This window comes from Candidatus Burkholderia verschuerenii, assembly GCF_001189365.1.
GTDB lineage: Bacteria > Pseudomonadota > Gammaproteobacteria > Burkholderiales > Burkholderiaceae > Caballeronia > Caballeronia verschuerenii.
In genome coordinates, this window is the sequence record NZ_LFJJ01000002.1 from 87,606 (window position 1) to 112,690 (window position 25,085).

The following is a 25,085-nucleotide window of genomic DNA, read 5'->3' on the forward strand; positions in this document are numbered from 1 at the left end:
GGCGCATGGCACAACAATACGGCACCTCGCAACGCCAGGAACTATCGCAACGGCGTATCACGTTAGACCCGCGCACGTTCCTTGACCGTGTCGGCGGGTCGCTGACGCACCCGCGCACGTATGCGCGCTTCCAGATCGCCATGGCGGTGCTGGCGTGCGTTTTGGCTTTCGTCTGGTTGCCGATCACCATTTTCATGGTGATTTTGCAGATCTGGTTCTCGTGGCAGCGACACGAGATGCCAATGCGCTACCCAAAGGACTTGGGCGGTATCGATCCGTCGCTCGATGTGGAGAAGCCGAATCCGAAGGGGAAGGGTGAGATTGTCGAGCGGAACGAGGCAGACGGCATTATCTACATCGGGAATCAGCGTTCGATCGACAGGGCTGAACACCTCAAAGAGCTATGGGTGACCAACTCCGACGCCCGGACCCATATGCTGTTGATGGGAACCACCGGCTCGGGCAAGACCGTCACGTTGCTCAGTTTGTGTTTCAACGCTCTTGCGTGGGGATCTGGCTTCTTCTATTCAGACGGTAAGGCCGATTCGAGTCTGCACGCGGCGGTGTGGTCGCTCTGTCGGCGCGTTGGGCGTGAAGATGACTACCTCGTCCTGAACTTCATGACGGGCGGAGCGGACCCGTACAAGAAGAAGAAATCCACTGAAAAGACTTCGAACGGCACGAATCCATGGTTCGAGGGTGGACCGGACTTTCTGTCGCAGCTTTCGTCGTCACTTCTGCCCAAGGCGAGCGGAGACGGCGCGCAGTGGCAGCAGAAGGCCGTCAACATGATGGACGCGCTCATTCGGACGCTGTGCTACGAGCGCGCAGTTGGCAACATCACACTTTCGATCGGGGTGATCCGGGAATACCTCGCGCTTCCGAATCTGGTGAAGCTTTACCTGAAGGGTAAGAAAGGCGAGATTCCTGAGTTTGCATTCCTGCCGATCAAGGCGTATCTGGAAACTGGCTTGCCGGGTTTCAAGCCAGATCAGGCGGACAAGCCTGACAAGTGGGATCAGACGGTGTGGGACCAGCACGGATACCTGACCGGCCAGTATGCCCGTACGCTGTCGATGTTGATGGACACCTACGGGTACATCTTCAAGGATAAGTATTCCGAAGTAGACATGATGGATGTGCTGCTGAACCGGCGCATTCTCGTGGTGATGATTCCGACGCTGGAGAAATCGTCTCAGGAGGCAGCAAACCTCGGAAAGCTCGTTGTGTCGAGCATCCGGTTGATGATGGCCATGAACCTCGGGCACAGGCTCGAAGGAACGTATAAGGACATCATCGACACGAAGGCAACGAAGTCTCCGGCACCGTACATCATCACGATGGACGAACTCGGATACTACTTCGCTGAAGGCATCGCGCTCATGTTCGCGCAGGCCCGAAGCCTTGGCTTCATGATGATCGCGGCAGGGCAGGACATTGCCGCGATGGCAAAGGGAGAGAACAAGGAAGAAGTCGATTCGATGATTGCCAACACGAAGATCAAGTACACGTTGGCACTCGAAGATCCCGATAAGACGCTCGATGTCTTCAAGAAGGTCGCCGGTCAGGCAATCACCGTCGAGACTGGTTCCTTCGAGGGGTCAGTGAACAACTTCACCTCCACGAGCTACAGGCAGAACCTTACTGGTTCGATCCAGCGGCGCGATCGCATCGAATTGCAGGAGTTGAAAGCCCTCAAGGAGATGCAGGGCGTCCTGATCTTCAAGGATCAGGTGACGCGAGCACGCAGCTTCACGTGGTTCCATTCGACCAAGTTTTCCGACTTGCCTTTCAGACTTAACCGCTTCCTTCAGGTGAACCGGCCGAACCGCGAGGATCTGACCGACAAGCTGAAGCCGATTGACCAGGCGGATGCCCGCTTTACGACGATCGATCGGATCATGAAGAAGATCCGGCTCGGACGAGCGCCTACCTACATTGGAACGATCGACCCCATTGTCGATGCGTTGCTCGATACGTACCACGCCATTGAGTCTCACAACCCGAACGAGACGGCGGTTAATCGCGGCATTGCCTATTACGTCGCGGCCGTCGCGGCAATGCGCAAACACCAGGCGGACGAGGCCGGGCGCTATTGGGAGCCGATCGAGGTCGATCCATCGACGCTCGATGATGCGCCGCCCATGGAAGTTCAAGCTGAGGAAGACGCGCCAATGGCGTTTGCTCGGGCTGCCAAGGGCGAGCATTCGTTGCCGGACGGCGCGCGCAATCCGGTCTATCACGATCCGCCGTTGCAGGAGAAAGCGAAGGAAGGCGAATCCTTTGAGGATCTGGTGCGGCAATTTACTGAGGCACCGTCTGACGCAAAGCAGGCTGATCCATCAACATTCGTGCCGCCTGACTATGACGCGGGCGAGGCCGCCTTGCCCGCGAGCGGAGAGTCGTCGGCCGGGATGAAGAGAGCCGAACCGGCGTCTGATCCGATGGGCGGTACGCCGGCAGCGGACGACGATCTGGATGCCTTCCTGCGGCGTTTTCAGTCTCCCGAGGCCGATAGCGGAGCGGGTGCCTCCACGGTGGGCGATAAGGCGGAAACCGAGCCGGCTGCGCAGCCGGAAGAGCAGCCGTCTGCTGGAGCGTTTGCGGAGGAGGTGGTAGCGGATCTTGATTCGGTGCTCGCGGCCAACGTGGGCGAGCGGCATGCAAAAGAGGTGGTGATCGGATTCACGGAGAAAACGGCTGAAACGTTGGTGAAGATCGAGGAGGCTCTCGGCAGTGAGAATCCGGTGGAGTCGATGAAGACTACCGAGGCCGAGATCTCCGCTCAACTGAAGTGGACGAAGTCGGTGGACGAAATGTCCGAAGCGGATCTGGACAGTATGTTCAGCAACATCGAGGCAACGATCAGCCGGTCGGCAAACAGGGTGAAGTGATGATCGCACGAAGAGACTTTTGCAAGGCGTTCGCGGCCGCTGCGGCACTGGCTCCATTGGTTTCGCCCGTGAAGGCGAGCGTGCAGGCAGGCCAAGCCGTACCGACGCTGCTGTGGGTCCGTCGAGGCGCAGACGAAGCCACGATCGACTACTCGACCGACGACGGATTCCGGGCGATCTCATGGATGCTACGCGATGTGAAGGCCGGAGTCGTTGGTACGCCCGCCTGGTCGCTTCTTCAGCAGTGGTCGTGGATGCAGGCGTGGCTTGCGGCCTACGGGACGCATGCACGGTTTGACATCCATTCTGGACTAAGAACCAAGGCGACAAACGACTACTACGAAGGGGCGCTTGCTTCCTATCACCTCCCGGATTCCAACATGGTGTTCCGCGCGGGCGACTTCAGTTCGCCATCCGTATCAAGCGAGTACATGGGGCGACTGGCGTACCTCTCCCAGCAGGGCGGAGTCGGCTTTTACATGCGAAATTTCACCCATACCGACGTGCGGGGCCGAGTGGTTTTCTGGCGCTCGAAGTAGAGGGTCGGTTCGCAAACGTTTCCCGTGCCATTGGTGCGGTGGCGCACGTTCAGGTCATACAAAATATTGCGGGAAATTACCTCCTTACGGATTATGTGCAACGCACCCTTAGATGCGTATAATCAATGCGATACATAATCCACAACGGAGTACCGTATGGTTTCCAGTGTTGCGGGACAAGGTCCAATTCCTGGCGGCGCAACCTCGGCACCGTCCTTTTTCAGTCAGAAACCGATCACAACCCTCGTGGGTGGAGCACTCCACGTCAACAAGTCAGCACTGTCAGCGCGGGCACAAGCCGCGCCTGGCGTGGCTTCCGACGATGACGGTCTGTTTCTGCGCCTGATCGCCGCAATCAGGCAGTTCTTAGCCCGCATATGCCGGGCAATCCTCCCCTCCAAGTTCTTCGCGTCATCGACGGCAGACAATAGTCGTCCAGATGGCTTTGCGGTATCGCCGCAGGGCAGTCAGGGACCGGTCATGTCCGAGACCGATCAGGAACTCGTGATCGACGGATTGCCAGAATCCAGTCTGGATCGTATCCGGCAGACCATCGATGAGATGGTCAACGTGGCGGTCGGCGATACGCTTCCGAACTCTTTGAAGGCGGCCTTGGCGATGCCCGAGCTTGGCCGTCGTCAGGCATTTCGCGTGCTCTTGCAGCAGAACTTTGGCGACACACGCCAGATGCGGGAGGTTCGCGTTGAGCTTCGCCGTCAGATCGAGGAAATGATCGAGCCGTTTGCCCACGAATATGGGATGGACAAGGAAACGGCCCTGACGCTGTTTCGGGCCGATCTCGAGAGTGGTGGGGGTGCAATCGCAGACCGGGTAGATCCCAACAGCGAGATTCGGGGGCATGTCGCCGAGTTGAAACGGTTGGAGACGGCATTGGCAGCGCTCGCCAAGGCGCGCGGCATGATTTGCACTCGGGCGATGGAAGCCGGAGCTTACACGCGCGAGGAACTCGCTGCCGTGGTTGCCGCACAGGGACTCGATACGGAATTCCTCTTCAAGGCGGAAGCGGTCGCCGCGCAGCCGGCAGACGCGATGCCCGAAAGTGGCGCATCGGTGGCATCCGCGCCTGCATCGGCAAATGTCGTTTCGATGGCGGATTACCGTCAATCGTCGGATTCGATTGTTCCTGCTGACTACACTCCAGGGGAAGGTCAACCTTTGTCGCCTGCTGTTGCGGGGGCGGTGGATCTGCTTGTGGAGCAGGGTGTCATCGAGCGGGAGGCGGTGCAGGAAATCGCCCAATCCGTCGTCGTTGACGCTGCGCTGAGCGACGAATCGGAATTTGAATTGGAGGCGGACGCGCATGGGGATGACCTGGGCGACTTCCTCAAGAAAGACAGGGCTTCCAAGCCCGGCCTGAAACTATGAGTCAAAAATTAAAGGAAGGACCGATCCGGTCACTTGATCTCGAAAAGTGGCGGACTAAATACGGCCTGACCATTAGCGCCGCATGCGAACTGCTCGGTTTGCAGCGCGCGACGTGGGCGGAGCTTCAGAAGAGGCCGGACAAAGAGGTTGAGGACGCAACGGTTTGTGCGCTTCTCACGCTCTACGAGCGGCATCCCGAAACGATGCCGATTACGCGAGTAATTGATATCAGACAGCGCATGGTCAGCTTGGGCTACGACCCGGACAACCCGAAGGACAAGAAAAGCTTCGCGGGGGCAACGGGCCGCGAGGCGGCAGCGGTTTACCGTTGGGTGAATGGGCAAGGAAACGTGAGCAAGCCGGTTGAGCGCCTGCTGGAGGCATTGGACCGCTTACACACGGAGTCGGGCAAGAAGAAGCGAAACGTGCTCGAAAGCGTAGCGATGGAGGTCGCGGAACGCGCAGGCGTTCGTGACCCGCTGTCGCGGGGATCGTGGCGTCGTGAGAGCTAAAGAAAGTTAGGGGAGGGGTGATGATAAAAACGAAGCGCCCTGGTATCGACGTGACTGTGGTGCTCTTCTATAAGCCCGGCAACGTGCCTGCACGCATCAGTGTCCAGGAAATAACATTGCCGTTGTCTCGATCGATACGTGGCTATACGACTGGCCTGTCGGGGCATCAGCGCCTCGACGGCATGATGTACGCTCGTCAGTTTGCCGATGCAAAGCGACTTGAAATGATCGTCATCGATCTTCTGGTCGGGTTCACGCAACCGATCTATCCCAAGGTGCTGCCGCCCGAACTCGTGGCCGAGCATGACGTGCTCAATCTGTTCCGGGTTTCCAAGAGCCTGATTGCCGAGATCGCCGCGCATTGGAAGAAATGGGTCAAGGAAGACGAAGGGGAATCGGCTGAGAATCAATACGACTGGTCCCGGCCAACCGACTTCGTTGCTCGACGGCCGGACCTGTTGCCTCGGCTGCTGAAGTTGAAGCAGTTTTCGCACATCAATGTGGTAACGCATCCCGTGATTACCGCATATAGCGACCGTCCGCTGACGGCAACCACATTCCGAGTGGGCTATTCTCACATTGAGCAGGCGTCCGCGCGCTTTCACCCGGATATCGAAGTCGTCCTGTAGCGCAGCACAACAGCACTTCCCAAAGCCCCGGCGTCGAGTGATGCGCGGGGCTTTCCTATTTTTGGCGTCGGCGCAAAGAAATTTGTAACCGCGTTGCCGGTTTGCCGATGCTGTTGCCATCTCTGAGTGTGGGCATGGTGCTCACTGGAGATGACGATGAAAAAATTCTGCCTGCTGTGCCCCGGTCTTCGGACCTCTGTTCCCGATGATCTGCTCGATCAGTTGCGGGTACTTCCCGGCGTGCAACTGAATCGCGTTACGTCGGGGGGGATCGTGAGTGTGTACTTTGATGGGACAGAAGCCCAACTGCACGCGCTCCTGGCCGCCACGGCGTGGTCCGCATTCTACGTTCGTGTCAGCGAGAGCCGCACATATCGACTGCAATAGCCGGAGCAGTCGCGCGCGCTCTCAGAACAAAACGGCTCGATGGCCTCAATAAAGTTGTTGATCTATAGATCAAAAATAAGATTGACTTAGATTGATCTATAGATCAATAATTGATCGTCCACACTCTGGAGCCAATCATGTTTCGCACGCGTCATCTGAAATGGGAGATTTGCCAGTGCTGCGCTGGCAACGGTCATGTCGAACATCCGGCCTTCTCGAATGGCATCACATCGAGCGAGTGGGCGGAAATGTCGTCCGATGAGCAAGACACGTACATGCGTGGCGGCTATGACGTGATGTGTGAGCCGTGCAGCGGTGCTGGCAAGGTGCAGGTGCCGGATGTGTCGTGCATGGCGTTTGGAGAAAAACGCGAGTACGTGTTGTATCTGCGCGAGCGCGAAGCCGACGCGCGCGCCGCTCGCGAAATCGCGGCTGAAGTCGCTGCCGAACGCCGGATGGGATGCTGATATGCGTACTCTTCTGCAAGCTGCTGAATTCGGCGCGATTGCGGGCATGTATGCGCGCGAGCGCGCGGCGCATCCCTGCACGCGCGCGCTGACTGTCTTTCGCTGGCTTCGCGACGACCAAGGTCTCACGCTCGAACAGTTCGAGTGCGCGACGGAACGCGGCCATTCGTGGAGCTTTACGGGCACGGCATACGGTGGTGATGATTCGAGCTATATGGGCGAAGGACGCTGTTACTGCGCGTATTGCGGTGCTGATGGCGACGCCTGATTGCAAATGGGAAATCGACATCACGTGACGATGTTTGGGAGGAATGAGCCGATCTGCTGGCCCATTCCTCGCGCGCTTTCTGATGCAGAACGAGAAATCGTGGCGCTTTATCGCGTGGGTCCAGTGGATCTGTATGGACTCCCAGGCTTTGGCGATCAGACGATGAGAATGTTGATGAAGCGGAAGGCGGTTGGCGTCTTCTCAGGCGAGAAGCTGGTCGGAGTCGTTCGGCATCGCTTTCCGGGAGACGAGACCGTTGTGTACACGTTGACGGGTGTGAGATTGCCGGTTCTCTTCGGCGCAGCAGGCGAAGGGTTGCGGGACTACAGCCAGAGCATCATCGCGCTCCATGCGCTGATTGTTGACGATTTGATAGGAGCCAATGAAACAGGCAACGACGTATCCAGTTCTGACGCCTGACGAGGCCAAAGAGCTTTTGCGGCGCAAGGGATGGTCGAACAAGGCCCTGGCGTTGTGGTGGGGTTTCTCGGAAGAGTACATCAGCCGCACGATCAACAACGTTGACCGTAAGCGTCGCGACGACGACGCTCTGCGCGGCTTGCCGAAGTGTCCGAAAGCCCTAATTGAAAACTAACTGAGCGAGTAACTTCATGTACGACATTCTGGAAGTGCTGTTTTTTCATCAACCGAACGGCGACAAGCGAGCCGCGCTCGACCGGTTGCAAGACACGTTGCATGGCGATTTCGAGGTCGAGGGGCACGAGTTCGTGACCGAGACGCCGCTGGACGAGTCCCGTCAGGTGGTGCGCATCATCGCGTCGGGACAAGAATTCGAATCGGGTCAGGAGTTCGAGGAACGCGTTCGCGAACTTGCGTCGGAAGATGAATTTCAGTGGCAGCGCATCGGTGCTGTTCCGGTCGGCGAGACCGAAACGGTTCTCTGCTAAAAGCGCCGCAGGTCCAAGCGCGACCAAATAACCTCAAACCGATTTGCCGCATGAGTTGGGCAAAAAGACACCACCGAGAGGGGGATTCGCATGGCCGACAAGACATTCCGCATCAAACTGAAGCGGGTGACCTACGCGGAGGTTGTCGTTGAGGCTGAATCCGCTGCCGCTGCCAGGCAACGGATCGAGGACGATGGGCCTCATGACTGGTTCGTGAACAGCGGAATCGGCGGCACCGATACGACGACTATAGTCTCCGTGAAGTTGGAGGCTCGCTGAACATGAACGCAGATGAAAAGAGCTTGCCCCCGCTCTTTCTGGAGGGCAACAAAAACGCGAATCCGGGCAACGGTGGGGGCGTGCGTTGTCTTCGGTGTGGAAAGAGGATCAAGGGCAAGCCCGTGCAGGTGTTTCAGGATTTTCGCGTCGGAGGGGAGTTTCACGATCTTGGCGGAATCCCCGAGAAGGACAGCATGGGGCCTTACGACGTAGGACCGGATTGCGCCGAGGCGTTGAGGGAGCGCGCGCGCTTCTTTCTTCGCAAGGCAGGACTTGAATACTGAGAGTCAAGCGCGACCAAATAACCTCAACAAAGCGGAGCAGATCCATGGCCTTGTTTTCCCATGAGCGCGGCGCGGTGCTCTCGCCGTGCAGCATGTTCCGCTACTACCAGTAACGGCGTCGCTCATACCGTTTTCGATCGGGGTCTAAGTTGACGCAATTCGCAGAAGGGAAAAACGTGCCGACAGATCAACCGAACATTGAACAAGACCGAGCGGAGTTGGTCGCGCAGATTATCGAAATGTGTGACCCGCGTCGTCACGTATCGGGTCTCTCCGATAGGTCGATGCAGAAGATGACGCAGGGCTGCATGGTGGTCACCGGCGCACAGGTCGGCACAAGAGACCGTGAGCGGCTACTTGGCTATTGCGTGCAGATTCGAAAGGGGCGGGGCCAGTTCGGTTCGGACATGGTGTTCCTGCGCCACACCGATGGCTCCCTTGTGACGCACGAAAATCAGAGTTTTTTTCTGATGACCGAAGAGCAAGAGTTGCTGGCAAAGCCACTGTTTCGAGAGTTGCCGGAGGACGAGGATTATTCACACGGCTACAACTGCTGCAATAAGGTCCGAGAAGTGGGCTTTGTCATTGAGAATTCGGCGTCGGTGCCGACACCGGATACGTCATTTGCGATCACAGTTACTCGCATCGCGTGAAGCGGCAAAGCGAAAGGAAAAATCATGAGCATTGAAGAACACACCTACGACGAACCCTTCGACATGACGACGCCGGAAGGGCGCGAAGCCGCTTTCGCCGATGAGGCTCGCCGAGCAAAGACGGCGCTGGCGAACTGCACACCTCTTTACGGCGAGATCAAGAAATCCAGCAAATACTACGGGCAGACCAAGCCTGGAGCACTTTTTCCGGTGTGGATTAGCTGTCACGGTGAGTACGCCGTGCAGGGCGGTCCGGGCGGCCAGTACCGCCTCAAGGATGTTTGGATCTGGGCGCTTGATGGCGAGAGCAAATTGAAAACCCGTCTGAACTAGCCAGCGGCCGAGGAGCTAACGGGTTCTAGCTTTGCTTTCCTTGCGCCGACGCTGGCCGGCATCCAGCGCGGCGGCCTCAGTGAACAATCTCCATTCGGTGTCGAGGTCCAAAAGCAAGCGCGCTGCGTCGGTTTCGAGCCGGACGCGGTGTGTGTCCAGCCATGCACGAAGAGCTACTGCGTCAACGCGATCGTCCGCTTTGCGGCCAGGTGTCGCGAAATGTCGCTGTAGGTCGTTATTGGATATCGCTCGTCCCCCGAAAAGCTCCCGCAAAACCGTCCGCGTGCTGGTGATGGTGGTATCGGGCGGCGGTGGTTGGAGCGCCTTGGCAAACTCAATCATGGCCCGCGCTCTCGCGCGACGTTTGATTCCGCTTAGCGTGCCGAGCAGATGCTTGTCCGAGAGATCGACGTATTCGAGCATCGCGCCGACGGCATGCAAGAAATCCGTCTTGGTAAAGAAACGCATGCTGGTGTCCTGCTGTATGGAGATATATCTTTATACAGCATTCGGTTCCCTGCCGCTTGGGCGATCGCGGTCTTCCTAACCAATTTTCTTGACTGACAGGCAAATAATTGCGAATATGGTGTAAATTGCGTATCGTTAATGCGATACGGAAAACAGGGAGGTGGCTATGACGAAAGACGAAGTGGTTGCCCTGATCGCGGAGCGGACCGGCGCATCAAAGGCTCGGGCCGCGAACGCTCTCGAAGCGGTGATTGATGGCTTGACGGCCAGCATTCGCAGCAACGGCTACGCGAAGATCCATCGGTTGTGTTCGTTCTCTCTGGTAGAGCGAGCGCCCCGGACAGCGCGCAATCCGCGCACGGGTGAAGTCGTCCCGGTTCCGGCGCGCAAGGTCGTGAAAATCAAGCCGCTCCAGGCGTTACGCGACGCCGTGGAGCGTTAATCGGGTGGATATCGCAAGGTGAGCATGGAAATGGAAAACACATTGCCAGGAGACCAAGCCTCGGTTGCGCCGGGCGGCTCGAAGGTCGAGATGACGCCATTGGGCAAGCTAGTCATGGTCCTCGTTGCCATCGGACTCGCGTTTGCGGGTTGGACTTACTACCAGGGGCAGGCCAGCGGGGCGCACACAGCCGCGATTGGCGGCCATTCAGTGGCGCAGCCGGTCACGCATGCGGTATTGCGACCACCGCAGGTTTCGACTGCCGCTCCTACGGCAGAGCAGGTGTCGCAGGAGCTTTCGAGGGAGCGGCACGAGCGCGCCATTCAGGTGGCTGCTTGGCGCGCGGTGTCGGAGGCGGGCAGACAGCAGCTTGCGGATTTGACTTCCGCGATGCAGTCGCTCGACGCAAAGGTGGACGCGATCCAGAAGATGCCGACGCCGCCGCGTCCCGCGCGGGATGAAATCGCCGAAGGGGCGAAGGCCGTCCACAAGGCGGCCGACGTGGCGAAGGCTACTGCATCGATCGACGTGGCGTCGCTCCCGATCGAAACAGTGACGGCTCAAGCAATGAACCTGACCGGGTTCGGAAAGGGCGTCGTCGGTATTGGCAACCTGAAGCTTTCGGTTGGGCAATCGTTGCAACAGGGCGAGACGATCGTGGCGATCGACCCGGAGAGCAGGTCGATTGTCACCAACCGACGCATCATCAACGTTACGAACTGAGGTAGACGATGAGCGAATCTCGTTTCTTGACCCGTGTTGGTATCGGTCTCGGTCTTGTCCGTCGATCCGTGCCAGAGGTAAGGATGCAGACCGTCAATGAAGCGCCAGCCGCGCCGGCGAACCAGAATCGACGGGTGCAGTCGCAGCAGGCCGGAAGCGCCGCTGCACCCTCGCGGGCAGCGGCTAACGTCGCGCCGCGTCAGAGCGTGGCACCGGCATCCTCAACGATCCCGGTATCCCGACCGATTCCGGCTGCGCCGCAGATTCCCGACGGATTGCCAACCCGTGCGAGCGAGACCGATATCCACACGGTGATCCCTGCGGCAGCCCAACTGAATGGCGACCTGACAATCGAAGAAAGCATCGTCCTGCGGTGTGTGGTGCGGGGTAACGTCACCCAGGAAGGCGACCATCAGGTGGTGTTGACCGAAACCGGTGGTATCCACGGTACGTTGCGAGCGCACACGGCGGTTATCGGGGGGACCGTCGAAGGCGATGTGTTCGCCGATCGCGTAGTGGTTCTCGAAACCGGCATCGTTCACGGCAACATCGAGTACGTGACTCTGGCCATGAAAGAAGGGGCGACTGTGAACGGGCTGCTGACGCGCACCGTCCCTAACGTGCTCGACACCAGTGAGGGCGCATCGGTCTTCTCAGCCGCTGCCGCGCCGATCCTCCACTCGGTTCCGATGGCGGAACAAGAGCGGGTGGCGTGACTACGCGCTCGCTGGTTTCAGTGATGCTTGTGACGTGGAGCGCGCTCTGCGCGTTTCTCGCGCAGATTCACTTTCCGCATTTTCTTGTGATTTGCGAGTCGGTCGAAGCCTTGTACGGTGGCATGGCCGACGACGTGGTGGTGTACCGCGTGATGCAGACGCTGATAGGCGCGCTATGGATGGTTGGGGTCTTCGCCATCGTAGCGGTCACGCTGACTCGCAGATCCCGGCGCGCCGCTTCGCGCGCACCGTCACCGTAACGCACGCTACGCAGAAGAATGAAGATCTTCCTCGGGTACAACGACTACCTCCGCAAGAAGGAGAGCAAGGACGTTCCGGTCTATTGGGACTCGGAAACGCTCATCAATCCGCACCTCATCCTGTGTGGAAAATCAGGCACAGGAAAATCGTACCAACTGCTCCGTTTCATAGACGAAGCCCTCAAGACGGCCGGACCCGGTTTTGAGCGGTATCACAATCTCGACGTACATGGCGATCTGATCGTACCTGGTGAATCTCGCGTCGAATTTTCGCGTGCGACCCGGTACGGCTACAACCCGCTTGTGCTCGACCCCAATCCTAAGTCGGGCGGCGTCGATCGGCAAATCAACTTCCTGATTTCGACCATCAACCAGACTTCTCGCAAGCTGATGGACCGACAGGAAGCGTGCTTGCGGAACATCCTTGCCGATGTCTACGCGGCTTACGGGATCTTCGAGGAAGAGCACGATACCTGGACGCGGGAGGAGATGACTGAGGCGATGCGCGCCGAGATGTGGGCGAGTCGCCGCTGGTCCGACATGCAGCGCTACTACCCGACGCTTGAGGATGCGATCGCACTCGCCGAGCGCAAGCTGAAGGCTATGTATGGCGGCCTGAACATGAACGAGCAGGGTAACCGTGCGGTCGCTGCGCTCGAGGAGATGAACCGGGCTGCGGCGCAGATGAACCGCGCCGTCACGGCGAGCAACAAGAAGATCGACATCGAGGACAAGGAAAAGGCACAAAAGCAGTTTGAGGTAGCCAAGGGCAAGTACCTTGAGCGCGTCACCGACTATGTGTCTTCGATCGAGACAGGGCGGGAGTTTGACGACCTGATCAAGTACGACTCGAAGGAAGTTTTGAAGGGCGTTATTGATCGTTTGAAGAACCTGAAAGCGGTTGGGATTTTCAACGGCAATCCGCCTCCTTTCGATGAAAGCGCACGCGTTTGGTCCTATGACCTGACAAACCTAGATGAAGAGGACAAGTTCGTCTTCGCGAAGGTCCGTGCTCAGCACATTGCTCGCAGACGCAAGCTTCTCGGCGTGCAGAGCGAGATAAAGGAGATCATCGGACTGGACGAAGCGCCCGTTGTTTTCGATGACAATCCCGACAGCATCTATAACAGGATTGCGAAGCAATTGCGAAAGTTCGGTCTCGGCCTATGGTGCGTTGCGCAGACGCCTTCGGATTTCCCGGAGGGCGTGATCACGACGGTGAGCACGAAGATTCTTCTCGGCATCGACAGCTACTATTGGACGGCATCCTGCAAGAAGCTGAATATCGATGAGAGCGTTTTAAAGTTCATCACCCCACAGAGGACCATCGCCGTCTATATGGACAAGAAGGGGTCGATGAATTCGAAGTTCAACAACGTCCAGTTGCAGTAGGAGCTATCCAATGCGAAAACTTCCAAAGTTAGGCGTGGTGGACAAAGCTCTGCTCGCGCTCGTGGTTCTTACGGCGGCTATGTGGCTACGCGATCAATTGCCTGCGTCTGGTGTGGAACTCGCCGAGGTGCAGGCGCTGGCCGCGCACAACGAGGCTGCGCACGCGGTTGTGGTGGCGACGCTATCGGCCGACCCGTCGCCGAATAGACGGGAGGCCCGTCAATTACGCGAGCGCGTCGTTGCGATCGAGCGTGCGTCGCTTCGTCTGTCCGAAGATACTTCCATGCAGGCCATGGTGAGCGAGCGCGATCGCCTTGCTGCGATTCCACTGTCGAGCATGTCGGCAGAAGATCTGATGCGCTGGACGCTCTTGTGCGCGGGCCGCTACGTGACGTTGATTGTGGGTACGTTCGCAGGGCTGTGCGGGCTGCTGGTCTTACGCAGTCGTGGCCGGCTGAGTCGCGCGCGATCCTGAGCGAAAGGGCATTTCAGTGAGAGGCCGCTATCACGTGTACACCGATCTCGGCGGAGACAAGCCAGCGTTTTCGTCGCCGTTGTATGTGCTCGCGACGTTATATGTCGTCTACCTTGCGGGTCCGTTTCAGCGGTGCCGAATTTTTGATGTGAAGCGCGGCATCAACGTCAACGAAATTGATTTTGAAGGAGGTCTTCCGAATGAAAAAAAGTAGTGCCATCAGGTTGGCAACGTTTGTTTCGATCGTGGCTTTTGCTTGTGGTTGGGCTGCGAATGCAGCGCGAACCAATGCGCAGGAGCGCTGTTCCATCTCGTCGGGAGTGAAGATCTCGGGGCAGGCGCGGATCGACTGCGCGCAATAGTCTGTTAATTTTCATCACCAGAATTTTACGTATCATTGGTGGCATACAAATCATTGAACCGGAGAAAAGCAATGAAGAAACGTACCGTGGTTGCATTGATGGTGGCTGCGTCGGCCTTGGCGACGAGCGCTGCGACGGCGAGCGCTGCCGGGTTGGCTGACCATATGGCGGAACCGCTGCCGATGCCGTTCCCGCCCGATGTGGCGGCGAAGCCGCGTGCGGAGATTTCGGTCAAGCTGATCCTCGTCGGCTCGGATGGCAAAAAGCAGGAAGTCCGGCTCGTGACGAAGGAAGGCTATGCGGTGACTTACGGCGATTTCAACCGCCGCTCGTACATCCAGTCGGTCGATAACGTGCCTCCGGTGCCGGAGATCCGCCCCGCGACGCTGCAAACCGGATTGTCGGTGTACGCCGAACCGGGTCGCATCAACGAGAACGGGCGAGTCGCTGTTCGCTTCAAGGTCGAAGACAGTTCGCTCGAAAGCCTGCGAGACGCGAACATCGGCGGCAGCACGGTGCAGCTTCCCGACATCCAGACGACGGCGCTCGACCAGACGATCCTCATGAAGTCGGGTGTGCCGGTTCATCTCGACGCGATGCGCGATGGCAAGAAGGCAAGCAGCATCGAGGTGGAAGTGGAGTTCGCAACGTCCGATCACGGACGCGCTGACAACGTGGGCATGGGCGAAAGCTGCGCGCCCAACGGAATCATCGCGATGCACGGCAGCGACACTGCTTTCTGCAAGGATGGCGTGTGGACGGTTGCTCAATACGTGTCCGTGGGCGCAGCGCCGAAGCGCGACTGACCAGGCGCACTGACCCTTGCCGCCACGCGTCGGCGGCAACAGCCAGTGTACCCACCACACCAGCGGTCAATATCAATCAGGAACCGGCCATGCGACTTCCGTTCGAACTCGATCCCGCAATCATTCACCACATCATCTACTCTCAGGCCGGATCGATCGGCAAGGCCGTTATCGAACTGATCATGAATTCGGTGGACGCCGACGCGCGCTCGGTCGTGCTCACGATGTCGAAAGACGGCTTCACGTGCAAGGACGATGGGCGTGGGTTTGCCACCCGTGAAGACGTGCTGCGCTACTTCGGGCGATTCGGGACGCCTCACCAGGAGGGGGACGCGACTTACGGTCGATTCCGGCTCGGGCGAGGCCAGATCATGGCGCATGCAAGCACCGTCTGGAGGTCCAGTCTCTGGCAGATGAACGTCGATACCCGGTCGATGGGATACAGCTACGATCTGGACGATCTCACGGATGCCGATCGCGTGCAGGGATGCGACGTCAGCGGGAAGTGGTACGAGCCGCTGACGGATACCGAGTTGCTCTCGGCAACGCAGGAGATCCGCGATCTCGTTCGCTACACGCCGGTCAGCGTCGAACTCAATGGCCGGGCTATCTCGCGCGATCCGCGATCGGAGAAGTGGGATCACGAGGACGAATTCGCGTGGTATCGCGTCAAAGTCGAGGGGGCGGTGTCGATCTACAACCAGGGTGTTCTTGTTCGCCACGATTCCTCGCATCAGTGGGGCGCTGGTGGCCTGATCGTCTCCAAGAGAGCGATCTCGCTGAACGTCTCGCGAACGGAGATTCTGCGCAAGACATGCCAGGTGTGGCAACCAATCGCGAAGCAGTTTGGGACCATGGCCCGCGAGATTTCGGCGCAGCTTGGTGAGCACCGAAAAACCGAGGCGAGTCGAGAAAAAGCGGCGCATGATCTGCTCGCCGGCACCGACAACCTTCTTCAAGCATTCGCGTCTGGTGAGGTCATTACGTTGTTGCCCGGAAAGCAGCACCTTTCGTTGTTTGATTTCCTTGAATTGAATGGCCGCATGCACAGTGGGCGAGTGAGTGTCGCAGAGAACGCATTCGACATTCCGAAGGCGGAGGCGATCGCGCGCGAGAAGATCGCGCAGATCATCCATCCGATCACGCTGGCGCGGTTCAACTGCCCCACTACGGAAGATTTTCGCGACGCGCTTGAGCGCATCATGACGATCGTTCGCGAACGCTGGTCTGCGTTGACGGAAGCCGGGCAGTATCAGCTTCGAATCTGGAGGCTGGACGGCATCAGCGTGCCCGCCTTCATTGACTTCGCGACGTTGCGCGAGGCGTTTGTCGAGCGCACTACGATTGTCCTTGAGAAGGACGCGCTTGATCGCGAAACGCGGAGGATGTGGACGGCCCTGCGTTGGTGTCTCCAGCAGTACGCAGGTCTGTGCGCGGGAGGACGAAAGACACGCAATCGCGGCGCGCACTACCTATCCGGTGACAAACACCGGAAGCACATTCTGTTGGGCGAGTCCAACGCGATGGAAGCATGGACGGACGGCGAATCGTATATCGCCTATAACGCCAACATCGTGCGGCGGCTCAAGCAAGATCCGATCAAGACGGCGGGTTATTTGTTCAGCCTGACGGAGCATGAAGTCGCCCACCAGGGCGACAGCATCGATTGCGGTCACGATGAGGCGTTTTATCAGCGTTACCATGACATTTCGATCAGCATGGCCGCCGAGCGGCAGCGCTACATGCACCTGTTCATGCAGAAGTACGTGTACAGCATGGAAGGCGAGGGTAACAAGGATCGGAGCAAGGTGTGGTACGAGCAGCGGCTAATTGAACGTGCGAACAATGGGCGTCAGAAGCGCGAGTTGTCACCCGTGATCGAGGATATGGCCGCGCTGCCTTTTATCAACGCAACTGTCGAGCCGGAAAACCGCGCGCTCATCAAGATTATCAATGCGGGACTGGTCGAAAGCGGGGCGTGTCCGCTACCGCCCGACTGGGACGCCGTTCGGCGCGAAGCGGAGGAGGCACAGGGGCGTCAGGCCGAAGGCTGGCGTGCTGAACGCCTTGAGCGTGAACAACTAGCCCGCGACGATGCGGAAAATACACGTGCCGCGCAATCACAAATCGCCGCTGTGCTTGGCGTTGCTGTAGAGGCGATCCCCGATAGCGCTTGGGACTATTTCTTCTATTACTGCGACGAGGGGTCGAGCGATGATGAACTTCGGCAGATGTGGAATGACAAGCCGTGGGAAGAGAGCGCGAACGAGCAAGAAGAGCTTGAGGCCCATCATCAATATGAGCGGGACGAGGCTGCGCGAATTGCTCGGGTTTTGGGCGTAGCTGAGGACGTGATCAGTCGTTCTGCGTGGCAGCGTCTGTGGGAAGAGAGCGAAGGCGAAATCAAAAGGCTGTGGGCGGAAAAGCCTTGGGAAAGGGCGGACGAGGATTTTCGCGACATGGTGCTGGACTGCGTGGAAGACGAGGATGTAACTGACGGAGACGCACCACAGGCTCGCCGTGAACATGATCCGAGGAATCGGCTCGATGAGAAATACCATTCGCTGATCGACCGGGGTGAAACATGGTGGAGTCTGGAGCGTAACGCTGCCGCTGCGGGCTTTTATCGCGTCGAAGACTATCTGTCATGGCGATCGGAGAGCCGCGTCGAAGCGGCCGTCAATACGGATGCGATCGGGGTATCGCAATGAAGCTGCGCCGCGCGAACGTCGTTGCCATGCTGTTTGCGCTGGTGTCGAGTGCGGCCGGCGCGTCTCCTACGAATTGCCCGCAGTTTTTCGCGGGCGGCCAGGCCCCGGATCTTCACCGGGCCGATCTCGCCGAGCGGGGTCATGTGCTGTGCTTCACGTTCTACTCCGTTGTGGAGTCGGGTGTAAGCCGAACCGCGATCTGGTCGGCGGAGCATCTGACGCGCGCCTCTGTCGAAGCCGCACGTCAGCAAAAACGCGTCGATGCGTTCCATGCTGAATCGGCGATCAGTCCGCGCGATCGCGCGGAGCGCGAAGACTACTTTGGCTCGGGGCGGGATGAGGGGCATATGTCGCCGAGTGGCGATATGCCTGATGAACGTTCGCAATACGAAAGTTTCTCTTTGGCGAACATGATCCCGCAGTCTCCCGACAACAATCGGCATCTATGGCAAGGCATTGAAATCGCGACGCGTGCTCTCGCAAAGTATGACGGCGATCTTTATGTTGTGACCGGTCCTGCCTTTATTGGACCGCGTGCGTCGGTCGGCCGAGGCGTCGAGGTGCCTACGCATGTATGGAAGGCGATCTACGACCCGCGTCGCGGTGCCGCTGCTTATGTCACGCTCAATCAGTCGGGCGAGGCATACGCTGTCATCTCAATTGCGGAGCTGACCCGGCTCGTTGGCGTAGACCCCTTTCCGGCGTTGTCCGATCAGGTGAAAGGGACCGCGATAGCGTTGCCGACACCACGGCCGGGCGGGCAAAGACTTTCGGTCGGCCCTGTTTTGGAGGGGCAATTGGGTCTCGGTCCCTCGAGCCAGATCAGCAGTGTGTATGGCCCGGTTGCTCCCCTTGTCGAAGAAGGCAGGCCACGTGAGCGCTGGGCTGACGAGCGGTTGGCTCGTGACGCCGCACGGACGCTTGCACACGTGCTTCGATACTGAGCGGAGACCAACATGCGAAAGCGAGGCAGTCGAATTCATCACACGAGGCGAGATCCGACGCCGTTCGTGCGCCTTTTTGGAGATCGCTCAGTGATCCCGGCAGGCCACGCCACGAAAGTTGGGTTGGCCTATCACCTTGCCCTTGAGGAAATGAAGAAGGGGCGTGGAACGGACACCGGCATGAATCAGCTTGTTTATGCGCTGAATCTTGCGCTTGTGCTCTGCGAACTAGGCTTTGGAGCCGAGCAGGGAGCCTGCATCCACCACGCACAAGAATGCCTCGTGCGCATGGGCGCAGAGGGGCGACGAGGCGATCGTTGGAATGTCGATGAGGATGTGTATCGCGCGATCGGGGCTGCGCTCGAAGTTCACGATCAGCAGGTCGGAAGTGCAACGCAGGCCGATATCCGCATAGCGGAGGAAACGATCAAGGCGCGGCTTGCGGCGGGCGATGTTGTTCGTGTCGATGTAGCGCAGTCTCACTAGACGCGATCCAATTTTCAGGCAATCGAATCAAGCATAGGAGGACATATGGGTATGTCGGAGAGGGCAATTGATATCACGCAACTGGATCTCGCTGGAGAGGTGCATTCGCGTGTTCTCGCAAACCACTATGGTGATCTTCTCGACGCCGTTCAGAGTGCGGCGCGGGAGCTAGGCTACTTTTTCGCCAAAGCGGACGCGGCGGCGGCAATGCCGGAATTGCTTGCCGAGGTATTGGCCGAGGCTATCGTGTTGCGGAAAGAAGCATCAGTTTCGCCGCTCGATAGCGAAGGCGCAGAACAGCGCGCACGGCGTTACCTTGCTGAAGGTTTCGGCGAGGTGATGCGGGACGAGATATTGAGCGCCTTGGAGGGAGTGGGGATTCGGCTCCAGGAGACGGTTCAAGCACCGGTTCTCCTGACATCGGCAAAGATCATGCGCGATGAAGCGCTGCTCAGGGACGCACCCGCATTCGACGGGGAGGGGCGCGGTGACCAGTTCGTGGCCCTTCATCGGGTGGGCGAAGCAAACGTCCGTCCGAAGATGGCGCGAGCAACGTTGTCCGTGGACGTGACGAAAGATGAGATCGTCATTTCCGGCGACGGCTCGTTGGCAACCTATAACTGGAAGCCGGATACATGGGGGAACGCAGTCAAACGTCTTTCGATCCGGCCTGCACACAAGCGAACCGGCGACATCGAAGAAAAGGTGTTTTGCGTCGTGGCCGGTGACGGTGAGGATTCCGGCCGCAGGGGCGGAATCGTCGCCGAGGATCTGAGCGAGCCGGAAGCGTTGGCCCTGATCAAGCGCATTCAGGAAGGCGTGAAGGCAAGCCTCGGCATCACGCAGCCCGCGATACCCGTGGTCGAGTTGCCCGGAGAGGCCGATCTGTACGATACCGTCCAGCGGCCGTCCACACCGCGCAGCATTGGCAGGAAGGTCGCCGATGGCATCTTTAACGCGTTGAGCATCGGCGGCTTTATCGTGATTGGCATCGCTGTTCTCTGTGCGTTGTCGTTTGGGTTGCCGGTCGCCTATAAGGCGGGTCAGCACTTTTCCTCGAAGATGTTCCCCGTCGCTGATGCTGGCGACGCCAGGGTGAGCGACTTGTATGAGGGAGCGCTGTTACGCGCCGAGCCTTCGGTGCGGCCCACGCCTCGGTTGTTGCCTGTACCTGCTTTGAGCAAGCAGTAGTCACGCGCGTTAAGGATTCGCCGCGCCTGCCGTTAACGATGTCGAATAGGAACCCGTTTGAGGGAGTGTGCGTAAATGGAATTGCTTCTGTGGATCGTTGTGCCGGTGGGCATTGTGGGCTTCCTGATTGCTGGCTTCAGGCAGTCATCCGGGCGCAAGGCGCGGATGGAAGCGCGCATCCTCGATCTCGGCCGAAAGGGGTTTCGTGCAACTCACGTGCTAAAGCGCGGCGGGGATAGCGTGCTTTTCGATGACGAGCGTCGGGAGGTGGCGTTTGTGACGTGGGACTCGACTCACCGATTCAGCTATGGCGATGTCCGAACGCGCACCTGGCATTGGCTGGACAAAAACGGAACGAAGATCAACAACCGGATTAGCATCGCGATCGCGAATCCGCAAACTCCGTTATTCGACGTGCATATGTTTGGCGCGCGGGACGCGGAGCAGTGGATGGCGAAGATCAATGCCATTCTGGAGGGGGAGCCTGGCTGAAGCGGTCGCGAACTATGACTCGGCGTGAAGAGGGGGTGAGCGCCCCCTTTTTTATTGCGTGACCCGGTATCGCGCGGTTTGTTAGGCATGGTGATACCACGGGATGCCGCGCAAGCGAAATGGTCTAGAGGAGGGCGATTTGTTCGCCGCGATCCTGTTCGCCAGAGGTTACATCGCGATCGTGGCTATCGTGGGCGTAGTCGGCGTTCCTGCTGCTCCCTTGACGGCCTGGAGGCGGTGCTTCCACCTGAAACGATTGTCCCCATTTGGGGTTGATTACCTCGGCTGCGAAAACAACACCGGGCGCGATCTGAACGAGAGTTGTCATCGAAAGCCCTCCATACGTATCAATGGTGGCATGGTAGGTCAGATAAACTGACCTCGCAAGAACTTTCGCAACCCCGTTTGCTTGATAACTGGTCCCCACGAGGCAAGACGGTAGACCGGCCCATCCTTCTCAATGACGATGCCGAGTTGGTATCGCAGCTTCTCAATGTCGTCTTGGATCGTTTGCTTGTGGTGGCCGGTCCGGGCGGAAAGGGTTGTCAATGTCGCGCGGTCTTCTTCGGCGATCGCGAGCGCGAGCGCGAGAAGGCGACGGACATCGCCCTTGGGGAATGGCTCAGGGGTGGACATGGTTGTGGTGGTTTCGGCGCGCATCAGCGTCGAACTTTAGGTCAGTTTATGTGACCACGCAAGCGGCGAGGGTGGGCTAAGCGCAGGGTGAGTCTTTACGGGAATCCGCTCCGCACGACTGCAACTAACTGTCTGCCCACATTGCGCCCACGAGTATCGTGCGCAAACGCACGTTGGGCGGCCTTTCCAGAACTGTGGCGACTGGACAACAACACGGAAACGGAATATTATTGGACAAGCAATTGTGCGTATCGTTACAAGGCTACGGAAATTTGAGAAGCCCGGTATATCGATATGCGCGTTGTCATTACTCATCCTTTCCTTGGTGGAGCGATCATGAGCACTGCTGGTGTGGCTGAAAAAGCAAAGCCCGTCCTTCGCGCAGTCGTGCAGCGGGGCGAAAAATGGTTCGAGACGGCCGTGTTCGTGCCGTCCAGCAAACCGGACAGCAAGGCTGTCCTGACCGGACATATCGACCTGGGACTCGGCGACGGGCGTATCCCGGTTTTCGCGTTTGTGAACGAACGGAAGGATGAAGGCGTGCCGACAGGCGCAAAGTACATTTCGCTGACTTCCCGGAAGGTTCATCCGCGTACCGGCGAAATCGGCTACTTCCCCGTGGCGATCGGCAATGTCGTGAACTCACGCGGTGACGGTGGCGAAGTCTTCTACGACACGGTGATCTTCAACCCCGTGGACGAAGACCTCAACAATATTCCCGGCGCGCAGCCGGTCCCCGTGTGGGTGACCGACTCGTGCGACGCGACGTTGCATGCGAAATTGGGTTTCGCGAGCGCGCGCGTGGCACGTCCGAAGAAGCAGGACGAAAGCCAGTCGGGCGCGGGTGCGGCCGACGACGGCGAAGAAGGAATCTCGCGTGCGGCAATGCTGGATGCGGTTGCGCAAGCGACCGGCGCGCATTAATAACGGCGGACGTGCCTATGTCCTATCAGGTCGGTCAGAAGCTAACAGGCGGTGTCGCGCGACTGCGCGAGACCGAGACGACGCCTCCGAAGCGTTTTACGGACGGGACGTTGATCTCGGCCATGACCAGTATTCACCGGTTCGTGAGCAATGAGGCCGATCGAAAGGTTCTTCGAGACACGAAGGGCATAGGCACTGAGCGGACGCGTGACGCGATCATCGAGACGCTGAAGCAGCGTAAGTACATCGTGCGTGGGAAGGGCGGTTATCTTGAGCCAACGAACCTTGGCATTGAGCTAATCCAGCGTCTGCCACGTGAGCTTTCCGATCCGGTGACGACGGCAAAGTGGGAGATGGCTCTTGGCCTGATCGAACAAGGCAAGATGACGCGTCAGCAGTTCGACGCGATGATTCGCGGAAACGCGACCAAGCTTGTCGAGGCTCTCAAGGGAGTGAAATTCGATCTGGACCGCATGGGCATCAAGGCTGTAGAGGACAAGCCACGGCCGGAGATCGATGAGACGTTGCCGGGACACGGCGAGACGTGCGAAAAGTGCCGGAAAGGGCGGATGGTGGGTAAGCGCCTGCCTTCTGGAAAGAAGGTGGTTGGGTGCTCCAATTTCCCTTCATGCAAGCATTCGAAATGGATCGACTGATGATGGATGCCGCTGGCTTATACGGGGTTCTGAAGGTCAAGATGCTGGCTTTAGTCAGCGAATTTGCGCCGAGTCAGTATCGGCGTGCCTTGGTGCAGCAAGCGGCTGCGGCCGAGGGGCGGATCGACTTCGAAGCCTGGCTCAATGGCAATCTGATGGCAACGGTGATTCTCGATGGAGAGGGAATTGATTTCGTTTGCTTTCAGGGTATCCATGGTCAGTTGTACCCCGACTTCGTTCTCGAGCCGCACTCAATGCGCCGGACGCTGACCGGCGAAACCATTGACGTTGCGACAGCGTTGCGGACGTTGCGTGTGAGCTTTCGTGAGGCGGATGACGTGCGTCTCGTAGATGATCGCGATACGCCGGACGAAGAGACATTCGTGGTTGATCCCGATACTGAACAAGATCTGATTGAAGTGCATCACACTTAGAGGTTTACAACATGGCATTGGACGACAACATCGAGCTAGTGCGGGATCTGCAACGGACTGGCAACCATCTGGCTCGCCTCGCGGGCTATATGAGCATCGGCGTGCAACCGAGCCGGGAAAACATGGTCAATGCGCAGCGCTGGTTCAACTCGGCTTCCGAGAAGCTGGAGCCTGTGTTGCAGGAGGTCGAGGCCAGTAAGGCTTCGCAACGCTTCCGGCAATCGTTCAGGGGCTAATCGTGGCGGCACGGCGGTGGGTGAACCTTTCGCGGTACGACGGGGCCGAGATGCTGATCGCGGCGCAATGCCCACCCGATGGCCGGAACCGGCTCGTCGTTCGCGGCTATGGCCGCAGCGATCTGTCGGCGTTCGGATTTGAGCAGGTCAGTCCCGGAATGTGGCTTGGCGATCGCTCCTCGTTCAAGACGAGCGACCTTCAAGCCTGGTTCCCTGGCTTCGACGCCAGACGTGACATCGCCGACATGGATACGGCGGACTTCCTCATCGGCTACGAGGATCTGGATCTCGTAGCCGACTCCACTCCGCTGGACGCGCTGATCCAGCGCGGTTCTCCGCCCGTGAGTCCGAAGCCTGGCACGCCACCTACGGCAAAGCCGAGCTTCGAGGAGGAGATTGCTGAGATCCGCGCCAAGGTCGATCCGCGCGACGTGGCGTCTATCATCTCGGGCTTTCCAGAAGAGTCGTTATCGGTCGGGTTCGATGGCGAGATGGACCCGAAGACAAGGCAATGGTACATCGATGATTTCCGCGTTCCGAGTGCGGGCGGGGATCGTGCGCGTCGGCATGTGACGATGCTGACTGACGCTGCGCAGCAACGGCTTTCGAGCGTCATCGAACGGTACAACGAACTGCGCGATCGCGGACTGGATGCGCTGTCGGACTATGACATTGGCGTCGCCTACTCGGGTGACGCACTCGTCGCAATACGTCAGGCGTTGCGAACGAATGAAGGTCATATCCTGTTTCTGCGCCGGCAGATCGCAGTGTTGGCTGAAGTCTACGAAGCGCTTTCTAAACCTGGTGCTACCGATCGTGAGGTGCCTAAACAGGCATCGGAGCGAAGGTCCGCTGATGCGGACGACCAGGCGGGCTCACCCGCTTCCCGGCGTGCTGTCAAGAGCGCCGAGCGGCAGCGCGCGCGTATTGAGGACGCGGGAGAAAAGATCGGCGGGGCGCGGAAGGACTTTTATGCAAAGGCCCTTTCTCGTTCTGATCTTGATGGGATGAATGATCGCGAGAAGCTGGAACTGGTCACTCGCGACAACATCTGGCCGCGCAAATCATTGGATCAATTCCGCGAGGACGGCATTGACTGTCGCATTGCCCTCTTCGTGAATGCGCTTCGCAAGGACATACAGGCAAAGATCACGGACCCGGAGCACTCGGACGCTTACATAGAATTTGTGTC

Annotated in this window: 36 protein-coding genes; 32 read left to right on the plus strand and 4 right to left on the minus strand. The window is 58.6% G+C overall.

The annotated features are described in order from the left end of the window. Positions 1–5 precede the first annotated feature (5 nt). From BVER_RS01255 to BVER_RS01320, 15 genes are all read left to right on the plus strand, one after another. Positions 6–2,894, plus strand: coding sequence for a type IV secretory system conjugative DNA transfer family protein (locus tag BVER_RS01255; RefSeq protein WP_050451699.1), 2,889 nt, complete (start codon positions 6–8; stop codon positions 2,892–2,894). Continuing rightward, positions 2,894–3,433: a D-Ala-D-Ala carboxypeptidase family metallohydrolase gene (locus BVER_RS01260; protein WP_157055878.1), complete on the plus strand. Its 540-nt coding sequence runs from the start codon at positions 2,894–2,896 to the stop codon at positions 3,431–3,433. Before BVER_RS01255 ends, BVER_RS01260 begins: the two co-directional genes overlap by 1 nt. A 309-nt stretch (positions 3,434–3,742) precedes the next feature. Then, a complete protein-coding gene (locus tag BVER_RS01265) occupies positions 3,743–4,819 on the plus strand; it encodes a hypothetical protein (protein WP_050451703.1) in 1,077 nt (358 codons plus the stop codon). Then, a complete protein-coding gene (locus BVER_RS01270) occupies positions 4,816–5,331 on the plus strand; it encodes a hypothetical protein (protein ID WP_050451704.1) in 516 nt (171 codons plus the stop codon). Before BVER_RS01265 ends, BVER_RS01270 begins: the two co-directional genes overlap by 4 nt. 20 nt (positions 5,332–5,351) lie before the next feature. Next, positions 5,352–5,960, plus strand: coding sequence for a hypothetical protein (locus tag BVER_RS01275; RefSeq protein WP_157055879.1), 609 nt, complete (start codon positions 5,352–5,354; stop codon positions 5,958–5,960). Between the two features lie 156 nt (positions 5,961–6,116). Beyond that, the gene (locus BVER_RS01280) at positions 6,117–6,347 is read left to right on the plus strand and encodes a hypothetical protein (protein WP_050451751.1); all 231 of its coding nucleotides are present in this window, start codon (positions 6,117–6,119) and stop codon (positions 6,345–6,347) included. Between the two features lie 137 nt (positions 6,348–6,484). Further along, positions 6,485–6,814 (plus strand): hypothetical protein, encoded by a 330-nt coding sequence (locus BVER_RS01285; protein ID WP_050451706.1) that lies wholly within the window; start codon positions 6,485–6,487, stop codon positions 6,812–6,814. Position 6,815: 1 nt separating this feature from the next. Beyond that, entirely contained in the window at positions 6,816–7,082 is a 267-nt protein-coding gene (locus tag BVER_RS01290; protein ID WP_157055880.1) for a hypothetical protein, read from the plus strand. A 99-nt stretch (positions 7,083–7,181) separates the two neighbouring features. Continuing rightward, positions 7,182–7,502 (plus strand): hypothetical protein, encoded by a 321-nt coding sequence (locus BVER_RS01295; protein ID WP_157055881.1) that lies wholly within the window; start codon positions 7,182–7,184, stop codon positions 7,500–7,502. Next, the gene (locus BVER_RS31105) at positions 7,465–7,677 is read left to right on the plus strand and encodes an XRE family transcriptional regulator (RefSeq protein WP_157055882.1); all 213 of its coding nucleotides are present in this window, start codon (positions 7,465–7,467) and stop codon (positions 7,675–7,677) included. The genes BVER_RS01295 and BVER_RS31105 overlap by 38 nt, the downstream gene beginning before the upstream one ends. Before the next feature lie 16 nt (positions 7,678–7,693). Continuing rightward, a complete protein-coding gene (locus BVER_RS01300; protein ID WP_050451708.1) occupies positions 7,694–7,990 on the plus strand; it encodes a hypothetical protein in 297 nt (98 codons plus the stop codon). A gap of 90 nt (positions 7,991–8,080) precedes the next feature. Further along, entirely contained in the window at positions 8,081–8,269 is a 189-nt protein-coding gene (locus tag BVER_RS01305) for a hypothetical protein (protein WP_050451709.1), read from the plus strand. Positions 8,270–8,271: 2 nt separating this feature from the next. After that, positions 8,272–8,553, plus strand: coding sequence for a hypothetical protein (locus BVER_RS01310; protein WP_050451710.1), 282 nt, complete (start codon positions 8,272–8,274; stop codon positions 8,551–8,553). A 149-nt stretch (positions 8,554–8,702) separates the two neighbouring features. Continuing rightward, on the plus strand, positions 8,703–9,206 hold the full coding sequence (locus BVER_RS01315) for a hypothetical protein (protein WP_198155113.1): 504 nt from the start codon (positions 8,703–8,705) through the stop codon (positions 9,204–9,206). 24 nt (positions 9,207–9,230) lie between these two features. Further along, a complete protein-coding gene (locus BVER_RS01320) occupies positions 9,231–9,539 on the plus strand; it encodes a hypothetical protein (RefSeq protein ID WP_232316328.1) in 309 nt (102 codons plus the stop codon). Positions 9,540–9,554: 15 nt separating this feature from the next. Here BVER_RS01320 and BVER_RS01325 read toward each other — a convergent pair whose 3' ends face one another. Further along, complete coding sequence (locus BVER_RS01325) at positions 9,555–10,007, minus strand: hypothetical protein (RefSeq protein WP_050451711.1); 453 nt, start codon at positions 10,005–10,007, stop codon at positions 9,555–9,557. A gap of 166 nt (positions 10,008–10,173) precedes the next feature. On the opposite strand from BVER_RS01325, the gene BVER_RS01330 reads away from it, so the two are divergent. The 10 genes from BVER_RS01330 to BVER_RS01375 all read left to right on the plus strand — a co-directional run bounded on the left by BVER_RS01330 (position 10,174) and on the right by BVER_RS01375 (position 18,838). Beyond that, positions 10,174–10,449, plus strand: coding sequence for an HU family DNA-binding protein (locus tag BVER_RS01330; protein WP_050451712.1), 276 nt, complete (start codon positions 10,174–10,176; stop codon positions 10,447–10,449). 30 nt (positions 10,450–10,479) lie between these two features. Continuing rightward, positions 10,480–11,172 carry a hypothetical protein gene (locus BVER_RS01335; RefSeq protein WP_157055883.1) on the plus strand — a complete coding sequence of 231 codons (693 nt, stop codon included), beginning with the start codon at positions 10,480–10,482 and terminating at the stop codon, positions 11,170–11,172. 8 nt (positions 11,173–11,180) lie between these two features. Then, on the plus strand, positions 11,181–11,888 hold the full coding sequence (locus tag BVER_RS01340; RefSeq protein ID WP_083451999.1) for a bactofilin family protein: 708 nt from the start codon (positions 11,181–11,183) through the stop codon (positions 11,886–11,888). Then, the gene (locus BVER_RS01345) at positions 11,885–12,148 is read left to right on the plus strand and encodes a hypothetical protein (protein ID WP_157055884.1); all 264 of its coding nucleotides are present in this window, start codon (positions 11,885–11,887) and stop codon (positions 12,146–12,148) included. Before BVER_RS01340 ends, BVER_RS01345 begins: the two co-directional genes overlap by 4 nt. 18 nt (positions 12,149–12,166) lie before the next feature. Beyond that, positions 12,167–13,540 (plus strand): helicase HerA-like domain-containing protein, encoded by a 1,374-nt coding sequence (locus tag BVER_RS01350; protein ID WP_050451718.1) that lies wholly within the window; start codon positions 12,167–12,169, stop codon positions 13,538–13,540. 10 nt (positions 13,541–13,550) lie between these two features. Then, the gene (locus BVER_RS01355) at positions 13,551–14,015 is read left to right on the plus strand and encodes a hypothetical protein (RefSeq protein ID WP_157055885.1); all 465 of its coding nucleotides are present in this window, start codon (positions 13,551–13,553) and stop codon (positions 14,013–14,015) included. Positions 14,016–14,049: 34 nt separating this feature from the next. Further along, a complete protein-coding gene (locus BVER_RS01360; RefSeq protein WP_050451720.1) occupies positions 14,050–14,229 on the plus strand; it encodes a hypothetical protein in 180 nt (59 codons plus the stop codon). 219 nt (positions 14,230–14,448) lie between these two features. After that, complete coding sequence (locus tag BVER_RS01365; protein WP_157055886.1) at positions 14,449–15,183, plus strand: hypothetical protein; 735 nt, start codon at positions 14,449–14,451, stop codon at positions 15,181–15,183. Between the two features lie 89 nt (positions 15,184–15,272). Then, positions 15,273–17,894, plus strand: coding sequence for an ATP-binding protein (locus BVER_RS01370; RefSeq protein ID WP_050451723.1), 2,622 nt, complete (start codon positions 15,273–15,275; stop codon positions 17,892–17,894). Further along, a complete protein-coding gene (locus tag BVER_RS01375; RefSeq protein ID WP_050451725.1) occupies positions 17,891–18,838 on the plus strand; it encodes a DNA/RNA non-specific endonuclease in 948 nt (315 codons plus the stop codon). The genes BVER_RS01370 and BVER_RS01375 overlap by 4 nt, the downstream gene beginning before the upstream one ends. 228 nt (positions 18,839–19,066) lie before the next feature. On the opposite strand, the gene BVER_RS31110 is transcribed toward BVER_RS01375, so the two are convergent. Continuing rightward, a complete protein-coding gene (locus BVER_RS31110) occupies positions 19,067–19,321 on the minus strand; it encodes a hypothetical protein (RefSeq protein WP_157055887.1) in 255 nt (84 codons plus the stop codon). A gap of 48 nt (positions 19,322–19,369) precedes the next feature. Between BVER_RS31110 and BVER_RS01385 the strand changes: the two genes are divergently transcribed. After that, entirely contained in the window at positions 19,370–20,515 is a 1,146-nt protein-coding gene (locus BVER_RS01385; protein ID WP_050451729.1) for a hypothetical protein, read from the plus strand. A gap of 75 nt (positions 20,516–20,590) precedes the next feature. Further along, on the plus strand, positions 20,591–21,007 hold the full coding sequence (locus BVER_RS01390; protein WP_050451731.1) for a hypothetical protein: 417 nt from the start codon (positions 20,591–20,593) through the stop codon (positions 21,005–21,007). A gap of 124 nt (positions 21,008–21,131) precedes the next feature. Here BVER_RS01390 and BVER_RS31115 read toward each other — a convergent pair whose 3' ends face one another. Both BVER_RS31115 and BVER_RS01400 read right to left on the minus strand, forming a co-directional pair. Continuing rightward, a complete protein-coding gene (locus BVER_RS31115; protein WP_157055888.1) occupies positions 21,132–21,335 on the minus strand; it encodes a hypothetical protein in 204 nt (67 codons plus the stop codon). 38 nt (positions 21,336–21,373) lie between these two features. Continuing rightward, positions 21,374–21,667, minus strand: a complete 294-nt coding sequence (locus tag BVER_RS01400) for a winged helix-turn-helix domain-containing protein (RefSeq protein WP_198155114.1) — start codon at positions 21,665–21,667, stop codon at positions 21,374–21,376. A gap of 270 nt (positions 21,668–21,937) precedes the next feature. On the opposite strand from BVER_RS01400, the gene BVER_RS01405 reads away from it, so the two are divergent. The 5 genes from BVER_RS01405 to BVER_RS01425 all read left to right on the plus strand — a co-directional run. Continuing rightward, complete coding sequence (locus BVER_RS01405) at positions 21,938–22,567, plus strand: hypothetical protein (RefSeq protein WP_157055889.1); 630 nt, start codon at positions 21,938–21,940, stop codon at positions 22,565–22,567. A gap of 17 nt (positions 22,568–22,584) precedes the next feature. Next, complete coding sequence (locus BVER_RS01410; RefSeq protein ID WP_050451735.1) at positions 22,585–23,223, plus strand: DNA topoisomerase; 639 nt, start codon at positions 22,585–22,587, stop codon at positions 23,221–23,223. Next, a complete protein-coding gene (locus BVER_RS01415; protein ID WP_050451737.1) occupies positions 23,223–23,657 on the plus strand; it encodes a hypothetical protein in 435 nt (144 codons plus the stop codon). The genes BVER_RS01410 and BVER_RS01415 overlap by 1 nt, the downstream gene beginning before the upstream one ends. An 11-nt stretch (positions 23,658–23,668) precedes the next feature. Further along, positions 23,669–23,893, plus strand: coding sequence for a hypothetical protein (locus tag BVER_RS01420; RefSeq protein ID WP_050451739.1), 225 nt, complete (start codon positions 23,669–23,671; stop codon positions 23,891–23,893). 50 nt (positions 23,894–23,943) lie between these two features. Beyond that, positions 23,944–25,085 (plus strand): hypothetical protein (locus BVER_RS01425; protein ID WP_198155115.1); only part of this gene is annotated, 1,142 nt, incomplete at its 3' end.

What these genes read in the sequence shown, in the direction of transcription:
- BVER_RS01255 (WP_050451699.1), top strand. Translation starts at nt 6, where the DNA reads ATGGCACAACAATACGGCACCTCGCAACGCCAGGAACTATCGCAACGG.
- BVER_RS01260 (WP_157055878.1), top strand. Translation starts at nt 2,894, where the DNA reads ATGATCGCACGAAGAGACTTTTGCAAGGCGTTCGCGGCCGCTGCGGCA.
- BVER_RS01270 (WP_050451704.1), top strand. Translation starts at nt 4,816, where the DNA reads ATGAGTCAAAAATTAAAGGAAGGACCGATCCGGTCACTTGATCTCGAA.
- BVER_RS01275 (WP_157055879.1), top strand. Translation starts at nt 5,352, where the DNA reads ATGATAAAAACGAAGCGCCCTGGTATCGACGTGACTGTGGTGCTCTTC.
- BVER_RS01280 (WP_050451751.1), top strand. Translation starts at nt 6,117, where the DNA reads ATGAAAAAATTCTGCCTGCTGTGCCCCGGTCTTCGGACCTCTGTTCCC.
- BVER_RS01285 (WP_050451706.1), top strand. Translation starts at nt 6,485, where the DNA reads ATGTTTCGCACGCGTCATCTGAAATGGGAGATTTGCCAGTGCTGCGCT.
- BVER_RS01290 (WP_157055880.1), top strand. Translation starts at nt 6,816, where the DNA reads ATGCGTACTCTTCTGCAAGCTGCTGAATTCGGCGCGATTGCGGGCATG.
- BVER_RS31105 (WP_157055882.1), top strand. Translation starts at nt 7,465, where the DNA reads ATGAAACAGGCAACGACGTATCCAGTTCTGACGCCTGACGAGGCCAAA.
- BVER_RS01300 (WP_050451708.1), top strand. Translation starts at nt 7,694, where the DNA reads ATGTACGACATTCTGGAAGTGCTGTTTTTTCATCAACCGAACGGCGAC.
- BVER_RS01305 (WP_050451709.1), top strand. Translation starts at nt 8,081, where the DNA reads ATGGCCGACAAGACATTCCGCATCAAACTGAAGCGGGTGACCTACGCG.
- BVER_RS01310 (WP_050451710.1), top strand. Translation starts at nt 8,272, where the DNA reads ATGAACGCAGATGAAAAGAGCTTGCCCCCGCTCTTTCTGGAGGGCAAC.
- BVER_RS01320 (WP_232316328.1), top strand. Translation starts at nt 9,231, where the DNA reads ATGAGCATTGAAGAACACACCTACGACGAACCCTTCGACATGACGACG.
- BVER_RS01325 (WP_050451711.1), bottom strand. Translation starts at nt 10,007, where the DNA reads ATGCGTTTCTTTACCAAGACGGATTTCTTGCATGCCGTCGGCGCGATG.
- BVER_RS01330 (WP_050451712.1), top strand. Translation starts at nt 10,174, where the DNA reads ATGACGAAAGACGAAGTGGTTGCCCTGATCGCGGAGCGGACCGGCGCA.
- BVER_RS01335 (WP_157055883.1), top strand. Translation starts at nt 10,480, where the DNA reads ATGGAAAACACATTGCCAGGAGACCAAGCCTCGGTTGCGCCGGGCGGC.
- BVER_RS01340 (WP_083451999.1), top strand. Translation starts at nt 11,181, where the DNA reads ATGAGCGAATCTCGTTTCTTGACCCGTGTTGGTATCGGTCTCGGTCTT.
- BVER_RS01350 (WP_050451718.1), top strand. Translation starts at nt 12,167, where the DNA reads ATGAAGATCTTCCTCGGGTACAACGACTACCTCCGCAAGAAGGAGAGC.
- BVER_RS01355 (WP_157055885.1), top strand. Translation starts at nt 13,551, where the DNA reads ATGCGAAAACTTCCAAAGTTAGGCGTGGTGGACAAAGCTCTGCTCGCG.
- BVER_RS01365 (WP_157055886.1), top strand. Translation starts at nt 14,449, where the DNA reads ATGAAGAAACGTACCGTGGTTGCATTGATGGTGGCTGCGTCGGCCTTG.
- BVER_RS01370 (WP_050451723.1), top strand. Translation starts at nt 15,273, where the DNA reads ATGCGACTTCCGTTCGAACTCGATCCCGCAATCATTCACCACATCATC.
- BVER_RS01375 (WP_050451725.1), top strand. Translation starts at nt 17,891, where the DNA reads ATGAAGCTGCGCCGCGCGAACGTCGTTGCCATGCTGTTTGCGCTGGTG.
- BVER_RS01385 (WP_050451729.1), top strand. Translation starts at nt 19,370, where the DNA reads ATGGGTATGTCGGAGAGGGCAATTGATATCACGCAACTGGATCTCGCT.
- BVER_RS01390 (WP_050451731.1), top strand. Translation starts at nt 20,591, where the DNA reads ATGGAATTGCTTCTGTGGATCGTTGTGCCGGTGGGCATTGTGGGCTTC.
- BVER_RS31115 (WP_157055888.1), bottom strand. Translation starts at nt 21,335, where the DNA reads ATGACAACTCTCGTTCAGATCGCGCCCGGTGTTGTTTTCGCAGCCGAG.
- BVER_RS01400 (WP_198155114.1), bottom strand. Translation starts at nt 21,667, where the DNA reads ATGCGCGCCGAAACCACCACAACCATGTCCACCCCTGAGCCATTCCCC.
- BVER_RS01405 (WP_157055889.1), top strand. Translation starts at nt 21,938, where the DNA reads ATGCGCGTTGTCATTACTCATCCTTTCCTTGGTGGAGCGATCATGAGC.
- BVER_RS01410 (WP_050451735.1), top strand. Translation starts at nt 22,585, where the DNA reads ATGTCCTATCAGGTCGGTCAGAAGCTAACAGGCGGTGTCGCGCGACTG.
- BVER_RS01415 (WP_050451737.1), top strand. Translation starts at nt 23,223, where the DNA reads ATGATGGATGCCGCTGGCTTATACGGGGTTCTGAAGGTCAAGATGCTG.
- BVER_RS01420 (WP_050451739.1), top strand. Translation starts at nt 23,669, where the DNA reads ATGGCATTGGACGACAACATCGAGCTAGTGCGGGATCTGCAACGGACT.